We start from the raw sequence: 17,220 nt of genomic DNA on the forward strand, positions 1-17,220 counted from the left end.
TTGGTCACGTCGGAACGGAGATCTTGCGGCCTTGGGCCTGCGTTGCGGCTTTCGCCGCGATGCAGATCGCATCGCGAGGAACGCCCTCGGAGGCACGAACAAGTTCGCCGAAGGCGGGATCGGACGAAACCCCGGCGCCGGCTTGGCGGGGTCAGGTGCCGGCGCTCAACGCGGGCTGCGCCGGCTCCGGTAGGCCGCGACGCTGGCCCGGTGTGCGCAGGTTCGGGTGCAGTACTGCTTCGAGCCGTTGCGCGAGAGGTCCACGAAAGTGGCCCGGCAGGTCGGCCCCGCACATACGCCGAGTCGATCGGGACCGAGTGTGGCGATCACAGAGGCAAGCGCGCTGAGCGTAGTTGCGGCAAGGTGCGCCGCGCAGTGGTCGGTGTCGGAGGTCACCTCGGTCCACCAGCGGTCGCCCTCGTGGCGCAGTACCGGGGTGGCGCGGCTGCGACGCAGACCAGCATTGATCAGAGCCGCAGCTTCGACCGCGTCCGTGTTGGCTCGTTCGAGCACCTGACGCACCGTCTCGCGCAACGCGCGGACTTCCGCCAGGTCGGAGTGGGTGAGATGCCGCGGACCGGTCCCTTGGTTCGCTGCCGAACTCAGCGGCTCGGCCGCGGGATGGGCGTCGAGGAAGTCCCGCAACTGCTCCACGGTCTCGAGCGCGTCCTCGCCCTTGACCGGCCTCAAGGTGTTGGCCAGGTCGACGGCCGTCTGGACCGCCCATGGACTGTGATACGCGTCCCGCATTTGACGTGTCTCCGCACTGCCTCGTAATGTTACACGCAAAGGGGCTTTAGCATGTCACATGCATACTCGGCAGGGGACGCCGCCGCAGACGATCCCGTCCGGAGGGGCCCCTGCACCGGAGCGATTCGACGCCCCGGACGGGCGTCGGCTGGGGCTGACTTTGGGGATGCTGGTGCTGCCGATGTACGTGGCACTGGGAGCGCCGTCGGTGGCCCTGCCGGCCATCGGCCGCGCACTCGCGGTGCCGTTCGGGGCCACCGCATGGATTCTCGCCGCCTGGTCCCTCACCTCCGCGCTCGCGATGCCGGTGGCGGGCCGGCTGATGGTCCGCTGGAGCCCCTTCCAGGTCCTCGTCGCCGGGGTGGTGACGCTCGCCGCGGGCTCCGCGCTCGCCGGAGCCGGGCCGACACTGTCCGTCGTGATCGTCGGCCGACTGATCGGAGGCGCCGGGGCGGGCACGACCGTGATCGCCGTCTTTGCCGCGGCCACCGCCCTTCCCGGGCGGCAACGGATCCGCGCCCTGGGAATCATCGCGGCCGCCGGCGCGAGGGCGTCGGGGTGCGGGACACTGTTGGGCGGAGCGGTGACCGCATGGCTCGGGTGGCGTGCCGTGCTCGCGATCCCGGCCCTCGCCCTACCCCTCCTGCCGGCCGCATTGCCGAGCAGGCGCGCGCCGGCGCGGAGCAGTAGCGGCGAGCGAAACGGCGCGACCGGGCGACTCGATGTCGTCGGCGCGGCCGTACTGTCGGTACTCGCCGGCTCCTTGATCACGTTGCTGCAGGCACACTCGGTCGGCCTGCCCGCTCCGGTCACGCTCGTCGTGGCCGCCGCCGGGGTGCTCGCCGCCGTGGGACTGTGGTGGCGCGTGCGCAGCACGCCCGACGGGTTCGTGCCCCGACGGGTGATCGCATCCCGCGGCTTCCTGGCGGCCGGACTAATCTGGTCGCCGCGGACGACCGCGACACCGCACAGGGCCTGCTCAACTTCATGAACGCCCTGGGCGGCGGGATCGGTCCAGCCGCTGTCGCGGGTCTGTCCGGCATCGTGCCGGTGCCGGTGGCCCTCGCCGTGCTCGCGGCACTCCCCCTGTCCGGACTCGTCCTCAGCCTGACCCGGCGCCCCACCGCCGGCCGCCGCCCCGAACCCGGTACGACGCGTGGGAGCCCGCGCTGACAGTCCACCTGCAACTGTTCCGGCAACGCCTCGACCAGCAAGGAGCCTTGCCATGCCCGCCGAGCCATTCGAGGTCAGGGTCACCGAAGCCGAGATCGCGGAACTGCGTGAACGACTGCGACGGACACGGTGGCCCGAGCGCGAGCCGGTGGACGACTGGTCACAGGGGCTGCCGCTGGCGTATGCACAGGAGCTGTGCCGCAGCTGGGCCGAGGACTACGACTTCGGGTTCGCCGAGCGGCTGAACGTTTTCCCGCAGTACCGCGACACCATCGACGGGCTGGGCATCCACTTCCTGCACGTCCGCTCGCCGGAGCCGGACGCGTTCCCGCTCGTGCTCACGCACGGGTGGCCGGGTTCGGTGCTCGAATTCCTGGAGGTCCTCGGCCCGCTGACCGACCCCCGCGCGCACGGCGGTGACCCGGCGGACGCGTTCCACGTGGTCGCGCCGTCGTTGCCCGGGTACGGCTGGAGTGACAAGCCGTCGACCACCGGATGGGGCATCACTCGGATCGCGCGCGCCTGGGACACGTTGATGGTCTCGCTGGGTTACGAACGGTACGGCGCGCAGGGCGGTGACTGGGGTTCGGCGGTGTCCGCGGCGCTGGGCGAGGTGGCGCCCGAGCGGGTCGCCGGCGTCCACCTGAACCTGGGATCCGTGGCGGCGGGCACGTTCGACGACCCGACGCCCGCGGAGCGGGCGAATCTCGAGGCCGAGAAGGAGATGCAGCGCACCGGCCGGGGATACTCGGCGATCCAGGCGACCCGGCCGCAGACGCTCGGCTACGGCCTCACCGACTCCCCGGCCGGGCAGGCAGCCTGGATCGCCGAGAAGTTCTGGGCGTGGACGGACAACGACGGCCATCCCGAGGACGCGTTGTCGCGGCAGACGATCCTCGACGCGATCTCGGTCTATTGGTTCACCGCGTCGGCCACGTCGTCGGCGCGCCTGTACTGGGAGAGCTTCGCCAACTTCCGGGACAAGGTGACCGCGCCATCCGGACTGTCGGTCTACCCGCGCGACATAACCCGCCCGTCGAGGCGGGAGGCCGAGCTGCGGTTCACCGACCTGCGCTGGTTCGAGGAGCTGCCGCACGGCGGCCACTTCGCCGCGCTGGAGCAGCCGGAGTCGCTCGTCAAGCAGGTGCGCGGATTCTTCCGTCTGTTCCGCTGACCGTCCGTCCCCCTGGGAAGCCCGCGCCCGGGAGCTGCTCCTGTCCGTCCCCCGGCTCAACGGCAAAACGACGACCGCGCACCGCGTTCCCCTGAATGACCGTGAAGCCCCGGCCGGTAGCCCGTGCCGCACCCGGAGCGGGAGATGCGCGACGAAGTACCCCACACCGCCCGCTTCACCCTCGTCCCCGCACTCCGCGAAGAACTCGCCAACCACCCCCTGACTGTAAGCACACCCGCTCCGAGTGCCGCCGAAAACACAGCCTGACGGATGGGGCTGCTCCAAGAGCCCGCGGATCGCGTGCGGCCGACAGGGGACGCAGCCCGGCGCCTGCCGTCGCAACGCGTCCAGCGCCGGCTGCCGAGTTCACTGGAGGGCACTACCCGCTGTTCACGATGGCACGTTCCCCGGCGCCCTTGCCCCCTGGTGTCGCTCGTCCTCACGGCCTTCGTCGTCGGCTGAAGGACGCCTGTGTCGGGCTGGGAGCCTGTGGTTCGGGCACATGGGAAGGGAGGGCGGCGTCCCCCGGCGGTGGCCGGCCGGGGAGGGTTATTCGCCTGTCCACCTGTTGCCGTCATGCTCTAATCACCGGATGACGAAGATCGACTCAGAGCTGATACGACGCTGGGTGAACGGTTGGACCGTGGCCCGCTCCCTGCCCGAGGCCGAGCCGGTCGGGCCCGCCGGGGACGGCCTGCGGTCCGAGTGCGATCAACCCGGCCGCGAGGCCGAGGTCTTCGCACTCCGCGCGGACGAAAACCCTGAGTCCCTGGCACGGCTGGCAGCAGCCGTCGCCACCGCGAGCAAGACCACCTGGCTCACGGTACCCACGCTGCGCCCGGGCGCCGTCGAAGCCGCAGTCGGCACCGCCGGACTGGAGTTGCTGCACCGGTCGGAGTGGTTCATGAGGACCGGTCTGGCCGAGCACCCGCAGCACGCGCCCGTCGCGCCGTACGAGCGCGAGGTCCGCGTGCAGGGACCAGTTACGGTCGTGACCCTCCACGACTCCTCCGGAGCGGTGGCGGCGCGCGGCACCATCGCCGTGGTCGGCGATGACGCGATCGCCGATCGCATCGAGACGGACGCGGCGCACCGGCGACGAGGCCTGGGCCGCGCCATGATGAGCGCTCTGGCGGAAGCCGCCGAGGCCCAGGGCGCCCGTACCGGTCTGCTCATCGCCAGTGAGGAAGGCCAGCGCCTGTACTCCGCCCTCGGCTGGCGCCGCGAAGCCGACGTCCTGATCGCCCGGGGACCAGTGGTGCCCTCCGACCGGTAGGAATGGCCACGCCGGCCGCCCTGTCCTTGTGCAGGGTACGTCGCGGCGGGCGATGCTTACGGTGCGTCTGCGGGGGCACACGAGTCACCGGAGAGAGGTGTGCTCCATTTCGGCTGGGGGTGCCACCTGTCGGGTGAGCGCTCACGGATATAGCGGGCCCTGGAAGTGGCCTGCCTGACGAGGGAGGGCGTCGCAGTGTTGCTGCCGGCGGAGAAGGAACTGCGTGCGGTATTGGCCCGTTTCGCGGCAGCCCGCCTCAACCATGAACGGCAGCCCACCGGCTCCATGAGCCGGGAACTGGAAGATGCCTCCTACACCTTGTGCGTCATCACCGGCACCCGGTCCGTGGACCAGGCGCTCTTGGCGGCCGACGCCCTCCTGCAACAGCTGCGAGGAAACCGCTCTACGACCGCCACAACGCCCCAGGTCTTGGCCGCCTGACGCCACCCCCGGGTGTGCCCCGGCCGTCGACGCGCACAGGGGCTCCGGCCGGGATGAGACCGGCTTCGTGGACTTGGCCGAACTCACCGGCGCCCACGGAGTCGAGGAGCTGAAACATCTCGCCGGCTGAACCAGCGCCGCTATGCCGACACCGTGCGGATCCCGCTGCCGTCGTCGCCGCCCGGAGGAATGAAGGCGGCCTCACGGGCGGCCGGGTCGCGGTGGTGCCCGAGGTATGCGTGGTCACCGTTGACACGTGCGTGACTTCGATCTTCTCGGGCAGCAGATCCTGTGCGGGGTGTTCACATTCGCCCCAGAGATCGCTTCAGCAAAACGTGTGGTCGTGGAAGAGGGTGGCAAGGTGGCCGAGACCGTACCCGACACAATGGACGAAGCCGGGCCGGCAAGGTTGCAGAAGCCGGTCGAGTTGCCGCGGCAGGTCCGCGACGAGCTCTTGCAGAGACTGCGACGCAACAAGCGGGCTTTCCGCGTCGATGACGTGCAGGTCGTCGAGCCGGCACTGCTGCGGCGCGCGGTCGGCGCGTCGGCGCTCGGCAACTGCATGGAGTGGTTCGATTTCGGCGTCTACAGCTATCTGGCCGCGGTCATCGGCAAGGTCTTCTTCCCCGGCGCGTCCCCCAGCGCCCAGGTGATCTCGTCGTTCGCCACCTTCGCGGCGGCCTTCGTGGTCCGCCCGCTCGGCGGGCTTGTCTTCGGGCCACTCGGCGACCGCGTCGGCCGGCAGAAGGTGCTGGCCACCACCATGATCATGATGGCCGTGGGCACGTTCGCCATCGGTCTCATCCCCAGCTACGCGACGATCGGCATCGCCGCCCCGATCCTGCTCCTGCTGGCCCGAATGGTGCAGGGATTCTCCACCGGTGGGGAATACGGCGGGGCCACCACGTTCGTCGCCGAGTACTCACCGGACCGGCGCCGCGGCTTCCTCTCCAGCTGGCTCGACTTCGGCACCTTCGTCGGCTACGCACTCGGCTCCGCGCTCGTCACCACCCTGCATCTGCTGCTCACCGACCACCAGATGCTCACGTGGGGATGGCGTCTGCCGTTCCTGATCGCCGGGCCGCTCGGTGTGATCGGCCTGTACATGCGGCTCAAGCTGGAAGAATCGCCGGCGTTCCAGCAGCAACTGGACGGACACAAAAAGACCGTCGCCCAGCAGTCCGCGGGCAGCGAGTTCAGGACCATCGTCACGCGGCACTGGCGCCCACTGCTCATCTGCATGGGTCTGGTGCTGCTCTACAACGTCACCAACTACATGGTCACCGGGTTCTTGCCGACGTACCAGACGGAGACCCTCCACCGGTCCAGTGGCTCGGCCGACCTCCTCGTGCTGATCGGCATGGTGTGGATCGCTCTGCTGATCACCTTCGTCGGACGGCTCAGTGATCGGATCGGACGGCGGCCCGTCTACGGGATCTCGTCGGCTGCCATGATCGTGCTCGCCGTACCGTCCTTCCAGCTGGTCAAGGCACACGGCATCTGGCTGCCGGTCCTCGGCGTACTGATCCTCTCCTCGTTGTTGGCCTGCTTCGCCGCACCGAGCGCGGCCACGCTGCCGGCCCTGTTCCCCACGGCCGTTCGCTATGCCGCGATGGGCATCGGTTTCAACATCGCGGTCGCGGCTTTCGGCGGTACCACGCCGCTGGTGACCGAAGCGCTGATCAGCGCCTCGGGGGACGACCTCATGCCCGCCTACTACCTCATACTGGCCGGTGTGATCGGCCTGGTCACCGTACGGTTTCTGCCGGAGACCGCACAGGTGCCGCTCAACGGGTCGCGGCCCATGGTCGGTTCGGGCAAGGAGCAACGCGAGCTGATCAGCGTGTCCAAGGTGCTGTACCGGGCGGCTGCGCCGCTTCCGGGGAACGGCGGACGCCCGACGTCGTCCACGCACTCGTCGCCGTCCTGATGGCGCACGTCGTGGGGGTGTGAGGGCGTCAGGGCGGGCGCATCGACTCGATCTGAACGATCTCGAGTCAGATCTGGTTCCGCACGGTGTCGTGGAGAGTGGCAGTCACCGGCACGTTCGGCGCCCCAGGCGCCGCCGCGCCGGCCAACGCCCGTCCCCCTTCGCGAACTTCAGCGCGCCTGCCTGCTTCCGAGCAGAGCGGGCATACGGCGGTGAGCCAGAGGACGACCTCCGGCGGAAGATTCCGCGAGATGTTGATCAGGGGGTACGGATGCCGACCGCTGTATCGGGGACACCTGCCGAGTTACCCGGAGAAAGACCTGAGCACCACCCCTGCGTCGCCAGGAGCGGCCACTCCGCAGTGCCGCACGGAATCGGCTGGTCCGCTGCATGGATCGGCAGACTGACCGCCTGTCAGGCGGCGTTGATGGTGGGCATCGGCCTGCTCATCACCGGACCCGCCCACGGTCTATGGCCTCTGACGGTCGAGGACAAGGTCAATGAGGCATTCGAACGGATGCGCACAGGCTCTTTCACCGCGCTGTCCTCGGTCGCGTCGAAGGCCGGCAACACCCCGACGGTGATCGCCGTGACTCTGTTGAGCTGCCTGGGCCTGATCCTGATCCCCAGGCTGCCGATGTGGCGGCAGACAGCCTTCCTCGCTGTCGCCGTGTCGTTGCAGTCGCTGGTCTTCCTGGTCATCACGGTGGCGGTCGACCGTCACCGTCCGGACGTGCACCGTCTCGACGGTTCGTTGCCCACCTCCAGTTACACCTCCGGTCACACGGGTGCGGCCACGGCGCTCTATGGCGGCCTGGCGGTGCTGGTGCTGTCCCGGTTGCACGGTCCTTGGCGGAGAGTCGTGGCCGGCCTGCTGTTCCTCATCCCCGTCGCGGTGGGCCTCGCCCGGCTGTACCGGGGCATGCACCACCCCACCGATGTCGTGGGCGGGCTCGTGAACGGCGGCCTGTCCCTGCTGATCGTCGGACGCGCCCTGCTCACGGACGGACTCGTCACTGCTCCGCCCGCCGCCTCCCCGCTCCCCGCCGTCTCCGACCGCGCGGGGCGGCCGCCCGGTCACGCCGCCGTGATCTTCAATCCCACCGTCACCGACCGGACCGCCCGTGACGCCCTGAGCCGGGTCCTGGAACGACACGGCTATGACGCACCGGTATTCATGGAGACCTCCGCCGACGACCCAGGGGGTGGCCAGACGGCCGACGCTGTCCGCCGAGGTGCGGTGCTCGTGGTGGTCTGCGGCGGCGACGGCACATTTCGGGCTGCTGCCGACGCCCTGGCGGGCAGCGAGGTCCCTGTCGTCCTGGTGCCCTGCGGGACCGGCAACCTCCTCGCCCGCAACCTCGGCCTGCCGCTGTCCCCCGCCGACGCCCTCGATGCCGCGCTGCGCGGTACGACGCACCGCGTCGACCTCGGCCGCATCGAGGGCGACGGCCTGGCCGCCACCCACTTCGCCGCCATGTGCGGGGCCGGCCTCGACGCCGCGATGCTGGAGCGCGCCAATCACAGCACCCGCACCAAATCCGTGCTGGGCTGGCCCGCCTACGCCGTGGCGGTTCTCCGCGTGCTGCGCACCCCTCGGATGGGGGTGAGCATCCGCCTCGACGACGCGCCGGCCCTGCGCCGTACGGCTCGTATGGTGCTTCTCGGCAATATCAGCGCCGTACAGGGCGGTATGACGCTGCTGCCGGGTGCCCGCCCCGACGACGGACGGCTCAACCTGCTGATCCTGGACCCTCGAGGGGCGAGCGGCTGGATGCGCGCCGTATGGACGCTGGTGCGAGGCAGAACCGTGGAACCACCGTCAGCCGCGGCCTCGGTTCCCGCTCAGAACGGCCGCACGGACGGCGCATCCGTGGAGTTCTTCGCCTTCCGGCGTGCCGAGATCACCTTCGACGACGCTCAGCCCCGCGAACTCGACGGCGATCCCATCGCATGCGGCCGCCGCCTGACCGCAGAGGTCAGGCCGGGCGCCCTGACCATGCTGCTGCCGGCGCGGGGGGAATGAATGGGTACCGCCACCAAGGTCCCGGAGACACGGGACATGAGCGGAGAAGAACTGTCCGCCGACGAGGCCTGGGCCGCACTGCGCCGTTACGGCGGCTGGTCGCTGTTGCGCGATGCCTTCCTACGCTTCCGCTACGCCGACGGCTTCACTCACGCCCGGGCTCTCGCCCTACAGACGGTACTCGCGGTGATCCCCCTGGTCATCGCCTTCGTCGGTCTGTCCACCACTCTCCACACCGAGAAGGCCGGCAGGCTCGCCGAACTGACGATCCACCGGATGGCACAGGGTCCCAGCGCCGGCGTCGTCGACAGCGCGCTCGACGGCAGTCGCCGCACGTCGGCCGCCGGCGCAGAGGTCGCCCTCTGGTTCGGCGCCGCGTTCTCCCTGGTCAACGTCACCACCGCCATGGGCCAGATCGAACGTGGCGCCAACCGGATCTACGGCAACGAACGCGATCGCGTCTTCCACCACAAGTACCTGCGCGGTCTGGTCATGTCCGTCAGCGCCGGTCTTCCGCTCGGCCTCGGGTTCGTCGCCCTGGTCGCCGGTGACGACCTGGCCTCGGCGGCGGTCACGGTCTACCACCTCGGCGGCAGCGCCCAGAAGGCCTGGGACATCCTGCGCTGGCCGTTCGGACTGCTGCTGGCGTTGATCTCCGCGAGCGCCGTCTTCCGCCGCTCCCCACGCCGCAGGCAGCCCGGCTACACCTGGCTCGCCTTCGGTGCGGCCGTGTACCTGGTGCTGTGGATGACACTGACCTGGCTGCTGAGCCTCTACCTCAACCTCAGCGGCTCCTTCGACACCGTCTACGGCCCACTGAGCGCCTTCATGTCGCTGCTGCTGTGGGCCTACCTGACCTCGATCGCCCTGTTCCTCGGACTGTCCTTCGCCGCCCAGCTGGAAGCGGCACGCGGTCGTCGTCCCGGCCCCGTCCAAGAAGATCCAGGAGTCTGAATGGGCACGCTGACCGCCCTACGGCAGCTCAGTGAACGTCGCCGACAGGCCGACCGTAGGTTCGGCGCACGGCTGCTGGCCTCCACAGCCGTCGCCGCTGCGGCCGCGGTTCCCTTCGCGTTGATCCTCGTACTGGTCGAGGCGCAGTGGACACCCTTGCGGCGCATCGACATCGGCGCCGCACAGCGCCTGCACGACATCGCCGTCCGGCACCCGTCCTGGACCGCCGTCCTGCACCTGCTGTCCGACCGGGTCTGGGACCCCGTCACTCTCCGCCTGGCCGTCGCAGCCCTGACCGCCTGGCTGCTGCACCGCAGGGCGTGGCGCCTGGCCGCCTGGGCGGCGGCGACCGCCGTGGCCGGCGGCCTGATCGGCGTGCTGGTCAAGGCGGTGGTGGAACGTGCCCGCCCGGCTCTGCGGGACCCGGTGGCGCACGCCCCGGGCTACTCCTTCCCCTCCGGTCACGCCCTGACGGCCACGACCTCCTTCGCCATCTTCATCCTGGTGCTCCTGCCCCTGGTACCGAAGGTCTGGCGGACTGCCTGCCGGGGCGTCGCCGTGTTCAGCGTGCTCGGCGTCGGCTTCACCAGAGTCGCCCTCGGTGTGCACTGGTTCAGCGACGTGCTGGGCGGCTGGCTTCTCGGCCTGGCCGTCGTCGCCGTCACCACCTGGGCCTTCGAAGCGTGGCGTATCGAGGCCGGTCTGGGGCACATCCCGGTGAGCGAGGGCCTGGAACCCGAACTCACAGAAGCCACGCCTGAGCCGGGTCGGTCACGCTGGTAGGACTCGGGCGGTCCGGATGCGTCGGTGCGGGGAAGACGTACTCGTCCAGCAGGAGGCCGATGGCAACGGCAGCCGGTACGGCGACCAGAGCACCGATGATGCCCCGCACAGCACCGCCGACGAGGCCCGGGTACCTCGTGCCGCGCCATTCGCTGCCCGCGTAGCCGCTCTGATCACCCTCGGCCGTACAGGGCGCCATGCGCATGCTTACCGGGGAGGAGGGCAAAAGGGAACGCACGAGGCGGGGCTGCTCACCATCCGTGTTGGGGAGGGGCGTGACGTGCGTATCTGGCAGGAAAGCATCGAGGTAGGCCCGCGACCGGGACAGATGTCGCCCTTGGGCGCGGCCTTCGACGGTGCCGGGACGAACTTCGCCGTGTTCTCCGAAGTAGCGGAGCGCGTGGAGCTGTGTCTCTTCGACGAGGACGGCACCGAGGAGCGCATCGCGCTGAAGGAAGTGGACGGCTTCGTCCACCACGTCTACTTGCCGGACGTCGGCCCGGGCCGGCGCTACGGGTTCCGCGTCCACGGCCCGTACCGGCCCGAGTGGGGTCAGCGCTGCAACCCGAGCAAGCTGCTGCTGGACCCTTACGCCAGAGCGATCGAGGGCGGGGTCGAGTGGAACGAGGCGCTGTTCCCCTACCACTTCGACGATCCCGGCCGACGCAACAACCTCGACTCGGCGCCGTACGCGCCGAAGTCGGTGGTGGTGAACCCCTTCTTCGACTGGGGCAACGACCACCCACCGCACACCCCGTATCACGAGACCGTCATCTACGAGGCCCATGTGAAGGGCATGACGCGGACGCACCCGGCGATACCGGAGGCGATGCGCGGCACGTACGCCGCACTGGCGCACCCGGCCATGCTCGACTACTTCGTCAAGCTGGGTGTCACCGCGGTGGAGTTGATGCCGGTCCACCAGTTCGTCCAGGACCACGCACTGGTGGAGCGGGGACTGTCCAACTACTGGGGGTACAACACCATCGGCTTCTTCGCCCCGCACAACGCCTACTGCTCGTCCGGGCAGCGGGGCGAACAGGTGCAGGAGTTCCGCTCGATGGTCAAGGCCCTGCACGAAGCGGGGATCGAAGTCATCCTCGACGTCGTCTACAACCACACGGCCGAGGGCAACCACCTCGGGCCCGTTCTGTCCCTGCGGGGACTGGACAACGCGGCGTACTACCGCCTGTCCCCGGAGGATCCCCGCTTCTACTGGGACACCACCGGTACGGGCAACAGCCTGCGGATGAACCACCCGCACACCCTGCAACTGATCATGGATTCGCTTCGCTACTGGGTGACCGAGATGCACGTCGACGGCTTCCGCTTCGACCTGGCCGCCACCCTGGCCCGCCAGTTCCACGAGGTGGACCGGCTGTCGTCGTTCTTCGACCTCGTCCAGCAGGACCCGGTCATCTCCCGGGTGAAGCTCATCGCCGAGCCCTGGGACGTCGGCGACGGCGGCTATCAGGTCGGGAACTTCCCACCGCTGTGGACCGAGTGGAACGGCAAGTACCGCGACACCGTACGCGACTTCTGGCGCGGCGAGGGCGGCACGCTCGGTGAATTCGCCTCCCGTCTCACCGGCTCCTCCGACCTGTACCAGAACGACGGCCGCCGGCCCTACGCCTCGGTCAACTTCGTCACCGCGCACGACGGCTTCACCCTGCGCGACCTCGTCTCGTACAACGGCAAGCACAACGAGGCCAACGGCGAGGGCAACCGCGACGGCGAGGACCACAACCGCTCGTGGAACTGCGGCGCGGAAGGTCTCACCCACGATCGCGGCATTCTCGCCCTCCGCGCCCGCCAGCAGCGCAACCTCCTCGCCACCCTGCTGCTCTCCCAGGGCGTCCCCATGCTGCTGCACGGGGACGAACTCGGCCGCACCCAGCGCGGCAACAACAACGCCTACTGCCAGGACAACGAACTGACCTGGATCGACTGGGCACAGGTCACCGAAGGCAGCGAGCTGCTCGACTTCACCCGCAAACTGATCTCCCTGCGCCGCGAGCACCCGGTCTTCCGTCGGCGACGGTTCTTCAGGGGACGGGCGGCCCAGCCATCCGGCGAGGCGGTGCAGGACATCACCTGGTTCACCCCTGCCGGGCGGGAGATGACCGACACCGACTGGGACACCGGCTTCGCCAGGTCCCTGATGGTCCATCTCAACGGCAGTGCCATCACGGAACCGGACCTGCGGGGCCTGCGGGTGGAGGACGACTCGTTCCTCCTCCTCTTCAACGCCCACAGCCAGGCTCTCGGCTTCACCGTTCCCGAGGAACTCGATCCGTGGTGGGCAGTGGAGGTGGACACCGCCATCCCGTACACCGAGTTCCGGCCACTGATCAAGGGCGGCAGCGAGGTAGAGGTCGAGGGCCGGTCCATGCTCGTCCTCCGAGCTCACCAGGAGGGTTGATCTCGACTCACGTGGACCCGCCAGGTTCATGAAGGGGCCGAGGCCGGTCTTGGGTTCGCAGCGGCCGAAGACCTTCGCGCGGTGGACGTCGTAGGCGGCCTGGTAGGCCAGCGCGCCGCTGCGGCCGTACTCGTGGTTGACGCGCATCGCCCGGGCCTGGCCCGGGGCCAGGGTCGGGTGGTAGCGGCAGCGGGCTTGGGTGGAGGTCCTTTCGCCGCTGGAGGTGACGTACTCGTCCTCGCCCAGGGGGTTCGCCGCCGAAGGTGCGGGCGTACAGGTCCAGCACGGGGATGCCCGCTGCCGGGCCTGATGCGGCGTCTTGTGACCATAGGCCGCCTTCTTTAGCCGTTCCTTTTGGGGCAGTGGGGCTGGCCTGTAGATGCCACCGACCGGTGGGTTCGGGTTCGGTGGCCTGCGGTGGTCGGTGAGGGCGTTTCAGGTTTCGGGATGGGCCAGACGGCCGAGCAGGGCTACCGCGTCGTCGAGGGGCACCGATTGGAAGAACCGCGCGTCGGCGCTCTCAACAGCGGCGATCGCGCGTGGGGCCAGGTCGGCGCCGGTGTCGGTGACGCGCAGTCGTTTGGCGCGGGTGTCGGCCGGGTCGACTTCACGCTCGATGAGTCCCTTGTTTTCCAGGGTGCGTAGTACCTGGGACGTCATCTTGACGTCGGTGCCGGCTTGGCGGGCGAGGGCCAGCTGGTTGGGATGCTCGCCCTGGGTGTTGAGCCACCAGGTGCAGGAGAGCAGCACGAACTGCACGTGGGTGAGATCGAACGGGGCCAGAGCTGCGGCGATGTCGCGCTGCCAGCGCAGGGTGGCGTGCCACAGCAGGAATCCGGGGCTGTCGCCGGGGCTGAGGGGCATCAGCGCAGCGCCAGCTCGGCCAGCGAGGCCATTGTCTCGGGCCAGTCGGCGGTGATGCCCGGGCCGATCTGCGGGCCGACCTCGTCGGCACCGGTGCCGGTGATCTCCATCCGGTACGCCACGCGGATCCGGTCCTGGTCGATCCGGTCGATCCGGTGCATGGTGCGCAGCAGCAGGCCGTTGAAGCGCGCCTCGTCGACGAAGAGTTCGTCCTCGACCGCCTCGGCGATGCGCAGCAGTACCGGGTCGTCCCCGGGCGGCGTCATCGTGATCTGCGTGCCCGCCGCGAACGGGCCATCCATCTCGATCTTCTCGATCTCGGCGTTCCAGGTGCCCCAGTTCTCGACGTCGGCCCAGAGCCGCCAGATCGCCTCGGGGGTGGCGCTGGTCTCGATGCTGTGCTCGTACTCCCACATGGGTGGTCTCCTCGACTAGATGATCTATCTGTAGATTATCTGCGCAGAGACTATCTGTCCAATGGTGTACGGCGGAAGTGACCGTGGTGAACTCAGCAGCTCAGACCAGAGCCGGTCCCCTTCGCAGATCACTCCAGGGCCCAGGCAGCTGCCTGGGCCCTTCGCCGTACCGGCGCCCATGTCTGGTGGACCGCTGGGGACCACCGCCATTGGGGACAAGCCGCTCAGGCGTTGCGGTCGTCCTGAAGGAGACGGTCAGCCGGGAGGCTGTGGGTCGGCGACGCCGAGGCAGTGATCGCTTTCGACCGATGCGGGGTGCGTTTCGTCAGCTCCACGTTGAACTGCGCGCCGATCAGGAGGGCCAGGTTGGACAGCCACAGCCAGACGAGGAAGACCACCACGCCGGCCAGTGAGCCGTACAGACGGTGGTAGGTGCTCACGTGCGAGGCATAGAGGGTGAAGCCGAGGGAGACGGTCAGCAGAAGCACGATCGCCAGACCACCACCCGGCGCCATTTTCCGCACCGGCCGCGAAGAAGCAGGACCCGACCGATAGAGCACCAGGACCAGGGCAACCGCCACCGCGGCCAAAACGGGCCAGCGCAGCGCGTCCCACGCGGTCTGAGGCACGGTGCCCAGGTCGAACGCCCGGCCCAGGCGCCTGGCCAGGGTCCCGCTCACCAACAGCGCGAGAGTCGTGGTCAGCAGCAGGCTGATCAGTACGATCGCGGTGACGACGATGCGGGGAGCGGTGCGCCACACCGGCCGGTGCGCGTCGACGTGGTGGATCGCGTGCAGGGCCCTGCGGAAGACACTCAGATAGCTGCATCCCGACCACAACGCCCCCACGGCACCGAAGAAGACCAGTACCCATGCGGCGGACGACTGTTGGGCCATCTGCACAAGAGCGCTGCGCAGCAGCCCGCGGGATGTGGCCGGGACGGCCTGCGTCACCCGGTCGATCACCTTGGGGGTCGCCGTGGGCATGGCCAGTCCCAGAACCGAGAGGATCACCAGCAAGACGGGGAACAGCGCGAGGACGGCGTAGTAGGTCAGAGCGGCGGCCCAGTCGGTGACGTCGTCGTTCCAGACGGCCAGCGGTGTGCGGCACAGTGCCGCCCACCACCCCTGCTTTCGACCGTCAGCATCATCCATGATGGCCTACTTCCCACAGGAATGACCAGGCACTCTCACAGCCGCCGCGCCGGTCCGCTGCCGCGCGACCGCGCTGTCGAACCGTGGGCTGCGCGCGGAAGGCGGGCCGCAGCCGGATGAGGCCCTGGCCCGCCTTCGTCAGGAATGCGACTCAGTCCCTGAAGAGGTCCTTCGCCGCATCCTTGGCCTTCTCGCCGGCCTGTTTGACGTCGCCTTCGACCTGGTCGGCCTTGCCTTCCGCTTCCAGGCGCTCGTTGCCGACCGCCTTGCCGACCGCTTCCTTCGCCTTGCCCTTGATCTTGTCGCCGGCGTTGCCGGCCTTGTCCGCAGTGCTCATCGAAACCGTCCTCCTCAGCCCGCGCTCGTCGCGGTCCCTGCCCCTCTACCCCCGCCGCCTCAGGTGATGTCCGCTCCGCGCCCGGACCACCCATGCGGCCCCCACCGACGACACGCCGGTGGCAGAGGCGCTCCCTGCCGCGGCCCGATGCTGTCCGCTCACAGGCCAAGATCAAGATCTACAGCTGGTACTAAGTTCACCATGAGATCGGGTACAGGCTTCATGGCACTGCCCTTCCGCGGAGCCCTAGCGTCGATCCCATGAAACGCAATCGCCGTATCAGCGCCGTCGCGGTGCTGGCGCTCGCCGCCCTCGTCACCGGAACCGGCGCCGGGTTCGCCGCCACGACCACACCGTCGGCCACACCGCTGGCGACGCACGCGTTGGACACCGCACCGGCCACAGCTACGGCAACCGCGCCACGGCGGTCCTTCCACGGCACGCTCCCCGCGCCGACCGGCCCCTACGCCGCCGGCGAGGACGTCATCCACCTCACCGACGCGAGCCGTCCCGACCCGTGGGTGCCGTCATCCGGCCCCCGCCAACTGACCGTCACGATGGTGTACCCGGCCGTCCCCGGGACCGGGACACCGGCCCCTTATATGACCCTCGCCGAGGCGGCCGGACACATCCAGCGCGGGAAGATACCGGCGAGCTCCGGCATCACCCCAGAGAACCTTTCCAGCGTCACCACTCACGCCTTCGACGGTGCGCGGCCGCAGAGGGGCAAGTACCCGCTGGTGGTCCTCTCACCAGGGTTCGGGGACCCGCGCATGGTGCTCACCTCGCTCGCGACCGACCTGGCCAGTCACGGCTACGTCGTCGCGCTCGTCGGCCACACCCACGAGGACAGCGGCGAGACGCTGGCGAACGGCCAGACGCCGCCGTGCGCAATCTGCGACGACCCGAACCTCAACATGGACACGGTCACCGCCGGCCGCGCGCTGGACGTGTCCTTCGTGATCGACCAGTTGACACATGGCAATACCGCGTGGCCCCTGGCACACCTCATCGGCAAGCACGAGATCGGCATGGCCGGACACTCCATCGGCGGAGCGGCGGCCGCCACCACGATGATCGCCGACCCGCGGGTACGGGCCGGGGTGAACATGGACGGCACGTTCAGCCCGGCCCCGATGCCCGGCCAGCTCAACCGGCCGTTCCTCATGCTGGGTGCGGCCGCCTACCACTCGGCCGGCGGTGGCGACAACTGGGGGCAGGCCTGGCCTGCCCTCGGCGGCTACAAGAAGTGGCTGGCGGTCACCGGCGCCAACCACCCCAGCTTCACCGACGTGGCCCTGCTCGCGGAGCAGGCCGGGTTCCCGGCGCCGCCCCTCGACCCCGAACGTGGAATCGTGATCACACGTGAGTACGTGACGGCGTTCTTCGACCGGACGCTGAAGGGGATCCACAGTCCGCTGCTGGACGGCCCCTCGCCGAACGATCCGGAAGTACTCTTCCAGCTGGGGAGTTACACCAACGACCGTACAGTTTCTCCTCCTGCGGTGCCCTAGCGTCGT

16 protein-coding genes are annotated in these 17,220 nt (G+C 69.3%); 11 read left to right on the top strand and 5 right to left on the bottom strand.

What is annotated here, in order from left to right; translation table 11 throughout:
* Positions 1 to 165: 165 nt before the first annotated feature.
* Positions 166 to 750, bottom strand: coding sequence for a CGNR zinc finger domain-containing protein (locus ACFVIU_RS26150; RefSeq protein WP_385845426.1), 585 nt, complete (start codon positions 748 to 750; stop codon positions 166 to 168).
* A 166-nt stretch (positions 751 to 916) separates the two neighbouring features.
* On the opposite strand from ACFVIU_RS26150, the gene ACFVIU_RS26155 reads away from it, so the two are divergent.
* The 10 genes from ACFVIU_RS26155 to glgX all read left to right on the top strand — a co-directional run bounded on the left by ACFVIU_RS26155 (position 917) and on the right by glgX (position 12,929).
* The gene (locus tag ACFVIU_RS26155) at positions 917 to 1,741 is read left to right on the top strand and encodes an MFS transporter (RefSeq protein WP_385845427.1); all 825 of its coding nucleotides are present in this window, start codon (positions 917 to 919) and stop codon (positions 1,739 to 1,741) included.
* Complete coding sequence (locus tag ACFVIU_RS26160; RefSeq protein ID WP_385845429.1) at positions 1,738 to 1,923, top strand: hypothetical protein; 186 nt, start codon at positions 1,738 to 1,740, stop codon at positions 1,921 to 1,923. Before ACFVIU_RS26155 ends, ACFVIU_RS26160 begins: the two co-directional genes overlap by 4 nt.
* Before the next feature lie 52 nt (positions 1,924 to 1,975).
* Positions 1,976 to 3,097, top strand: coding sequence for an epoxide hydrolase family protein (locus ACFVIU_RS26165; RefSeq protein ID WP_385845430.1), 1,122 nt, complete (start codon positions 1,976 to 1,978; stop codon positions 3,095 to 3,097).
* 592 nt (positions 3,098 to 3,689) lie between these two features.
* Positions 3,690 to 4,373, top strand: coding sequence for a GNAT family N-acetyltransferase (locus ACFVIU_RS26170; RefSeq protein WP_385845432.1), 684 nt, complete (start codon positions 3,690 to 3,692; stop codon positions 4,371 to 4,373).
* A gap of 195 nt (positions 4,374 to 4,568) precedes the next feature.
* A complete protein-coding gene (locus tag ACFVIU_RS26175; protein WP_385845433.1) occupies positions 4,569 to 4,814 on the top strand; it encodes a DUF5133 domain-containing protein in 246 nt (81 codons plus the stop codon).
* 385 nt (positions 4,815 to 5,199) lie between these two features.
* Positions 5,200 to 6,744, top strand: a complete 1,545-nt coding sequence (locus ACFVIU_RS26180; protein WP_385845470.1) for an MFS transporter — start codon at positions 5,200 to 5,202, stop codon at positions 6,742 to 6,744.
* Positions 6,745 to 7,015: 271 nt separating this feature from the next.
* Positions 7,016 to 8,770: a diacylglycerol kinase family protein gene (locus tag ACFVIU_RS26185; RefSeq protein WP_385845435.1), complete on the top strand. Its 1,755-nt coding sequence runs from the start codon at positions 7,016 to 7,018 to the stop codon at positions 8,768 to 8,770.
* The gene (locus ACFVIU_RS26190; RefSeq protein WP_385845436.1) at positions 8,771 to 9,724 is read left to right on the top strand and encodes a YihY/virulence factor BrkB family protein; all 954 of its coding nucleotides are present in this window, start codon (positions 8,771 to 8,773) and stop codon (positions 9,722 to 9,724) included.
* Complete coding sequence (locus ACFVIU_RS26195) at positions 9,725 to 10,507, top strand: phosphatase PAP2 family protein (RefSeq protein ID WP_385845438.1); 783 nt, start codon at positions 9,725 to 9,727, stop codon at positions 10,505 to 10,507.
* 328 nt (positions 10,508 to 10,835) lie between these two features.
* Positions 10,836 to 12,929: a glycogen debranching protein GlgX gene (gene glgX, locus ACFVIU_RS26200; RefSeq protein WP_385845439.1), complete on the top strand. Its 2,094-nt coding sequence runs from the start codon at positions 10,836 to 10,838 to the stop codon at positions 12,927 to 12,929.
* A 435-nt stretch (positions 12,930 to 13,364) separates the two neighbouring features.
* Here the strand turns inward: glgX and ACFVIU_RS26205 are convergent, their stop codons facing one another.
* From ACFVIU_RS26205 to ACFVIU_RS26220, 4 genes are all read right to left on the bottom strand, one after another.
* Positions 13,365 to 13,793, bottom strand: coding sequence for a MarR family winged helix-turn-helix transcriptional regulator (locus tag ACFVIU_RS26205; protein ID WP_385845441.1), 429 nt, complete (start codon positions 13,791 to 13,793; stop codon positions 13,365 to 13,367).
* On the bottom strand, positions 13,793 to 14,209 hold the full coding sequence (locus ACFVIU_RS26210; RefSeq protein WP_385845443.1) for a polyketide cyclase: 417 nt from the start codon (positions 14,207 to 14,209) through the stop codon (positions 13,793 to 13,795). Before ACFVIU_RS26210 ends, ACFVIU_RS26205 begins: the two co-directional genes overlap by 1 nt.
* A 224-nt stretch (positions 14,210 to 14,433) precedes the next feature.
* On the bottom strand, positions 14,434 to 15,363 hold the full coding sequence (locus ACFVIU_RS26215) for a YihY/virulence factor BrkB family protein (protein ID WP_385845444.1): 930 nt from the start codon (positions 15,361 to 15,363) through the stop codon (positions 14,434 to 14,436).
* A 151-nt stretch (positions 15,364 to 15,514) separates the two neighbouring features.
* Entirely contained in the window at positions 15,515 to 15,700 is a 186-nt protein-coding gene (locus ACFVIU_RS26220) for a CsbD family protein (protein ID WP_385845446.1), read from the bottom strand.
* Between the two features lie 260 nt (positions 15,701 to 15,960).
* Between ACFVIU_RS26220 and ACFVIU_RS26225 the strand changes: the two genes are divergently transcribed.
* The gene (locus ACFVIU_RS26225; protein ID WP_385845448.1) at positions 15,961 to 17,214 is read left to right on the top strand and encodes an alpha/beta hydrolase family protein; all 1,254 of its coding nucleotides are present in this window, start codon (positions 15,961 to 15,963) and stop codon (positions 17,212 to 17,214) included.
* The last annotated feature ends 6 nt before the right edge of the window (positions 17,215 to 17,220 follow it).

Source organism: Streptomyces sp. NPDC127190 (assembly GCF_042672505.1).
Lineage (GTDB): Bacteria > Actinomycetota > Actinomycetes > Streptomycetales > Streptomycetaceae > Streptomyces.